Consider the following 2391-nt stretch of genomic DNA (forward strand, 5'->3'; position numbering starts at 1 on the left):
TATCTGGATGATGGCAATCTACCGATATGCAACAATTGGGTAGAGGTGCGACACGAAGTCGCTTAATGAAGTTGTTCCCCCTGCGGGAACCACCCGTGTCACCGGGTGAATCTAGAAGGCTGAATAAAGAGCGCCTTCGACAATGTAACGAGGCACCGCAAGGTGCGGGGTATCAATCGTGAGAGGCGTACCCTTCTGGCAGCCATAGCCGGACAAGGGCTAGATAATCGGTATGGTGAACACATGTGAATCTGCGCAACGATCGTTAAATTGAACGAGCGGAAATGGCTAATACGCTCGAACCAAAACGGTAATGGAGGTGGGAATCGCGTCTTTCTACTACGCATTCGTGACCCATACGCCTCCCGGTCGATAGCAGGCACCTAAGCCGATGTACTTCAGTAAGCGGAACGTGGAAATCCCGTATTACTCCCATTGGGAAAGCAGTTTGCAAAAACTGCCCATGGTGATGCGGGCGAAGGAACGAGGAAAAAGCGAATGCCAGTCTGTAATGGGTTGGATAGAGGTTGAAACATTACCCCACGCGAAAGCGGGCTGACGTCCTTATGGTCTCTCATCACAAGAGAGTGTGTAGAACCCTTTTAATGGAGGGAGAGCAAATGAATGCAGCAGTATCAGCGTGTGCACCTTCCAGCACATCGTGGGACAGCATCGATTGGATTGCTGTACAGCGTCATGTCAGAGGGCTGCAAGCGCGTATTGTGAAGGCGGTACAAGACGGCAGGCATAACAAGGCGAAAGCTTTGCAATGGCTGCTGACTCACTCGTTTAGTGGCAAAGCATTGGCCGTCAAACGAGTGTCTGAAAACAAAGGCAAAAACACGGCTGGGGTCGACAAGGTGACTTGGAATACACCCAAGGCCAAGACCGGTGCGATGATGTCGTTGAAGAGGCGAGGTTACACGCCCCTTCCGCTTCGGAGAGTCCTTATTCCGAAGAAAAATGGCAAGATGAGACCTCTCGGGATACCCACGATGAAATGCCGGGCCATGCAGGCGCTCCATCTGCTGGCTTTGGAACCCATCGCGGAGACCATCGCTGATCGGAACTCTTATGGGTTCAGACCGCAACGCTCAACCGCGGATGCTGCAGCACAGTGCTTTGGTGTGCTGTCAAGAAAAGTAAGTGCGGAGTGGGTGCTAGAGGGTGACATTCAAGGCTGTTTCGACAATATCAGCCATGACTGGATGATCGCCAACCTCCCAATGGACAAGGTGATTCTACGGAAATGGCTCAAAGCCGGTTACGTCTACCAAAGCAAGCTGTTTCCCAGTCTTTCCGGAACACCGCAAGGAGGTATTATCTCCCCGGTGCTGGCCAACATGACCTTGGACGGACTGGAAACGATGCTGGCTAAGAGGTTCTCTAACGCCAAATGGACAGGCAAAAAGCTGCAACTGGTACGGTATGCGGATGATTTCATCATCACAGGGTATTCTAAAGAATGGCTCGAAAATGAAGTTCGTCCTGCCGTGGTTGAATTTCTGGCGCAGCGCGGTCTCGTGCTCTCTCAGGAAAAGACCAAAATCACGCACATAGGGAACGGGTTCGATTTTCTTGGCTGGAACGTACGTAAGTACAACGGCAAGCTACTGATCAAGCCGTCAAAGGCAAACATCAGCGCTCATCTTGACAAGCTGCGAGCATTAATCAATGCAAACAAAGCGACACGACAGGCCACTTTGATCGGTTTGCTCAACCCGATTCTAAGGGGTTGGGCCAACTATCATAGTCATGTCGTTGCCAAGAAGGTTTTCAACCAGGTAGACAACGCAGTGTGGGAAATGCTCTGGCGATGGGCTGTACGTCGCCACCCTCGCAAGACACTCCGATGGGTCAAAGATCGGTATTTCAAAGTACAAGGAGCGCGTCGATGGGTGTTCTCATGTGATGAACAGTCCGCCGATGGTCGGAAGCGACAATACACATTAGTGTCTGCCTCGGACACGCCAATTGTGCGACATATCAAGATCAAGGCTGCTGCTAACCCTCATGACCCCGCATGGGATGAGTACTTCGAATCCCGATGGGGTAAAAGAATGCTGGTCTCCGCAAAGGGGCGAGCCAAGCTGTATCGGGTGTGGCTAAAACAAGGTGGTCGCTGCTGCGCCTGTCTTAAACCAGTCACCAAAGATACACCATGGCACAGCCGTCATATTGTGAAGCTAAGTCATGGTGGAACGGATGCAGTTGCTAATCTTGAGATTTACCATCTGTATTGTCCGAGGAGTGTTCAGTTTGCCAATGTCAACGATGTATAACCGGGTGCCGAATGGCGCCTTAGCAGAGGCTTGAGCCGTGTGCTGGGAAACTCGCATGCACGGTTCTTAGGGGGTTGGACGTAGGTAACTGCGTCTGACTACCCGACAA

The 2391-nt window shown here is 51.6% G+C and carries 1 protein-coding gene; it reads left to right on the forward strand.

Annotation, left to right across the window (positions count from 1 at the left end):
- The first annotated feature begins 620 nt into the window (after nucleotides 1-620).
- Complete coding sequence (gene ltrA, locus AC07E5_RS09910) at nucleotides 621-2282, forward strand: group II intron reverse transcriptase/maturase (RefSeq protein WP_005167203.1); 1662 nt, start codon at nucleotides 621-623, stop codon at nucleotides 2280-2282.
- The last annotated feature ends 109 nt before the right edge of the window (nucleotides 2283-2391 follow it).

This window comes from Acinetobacter seohaensis (assembly GCF_056431365.1).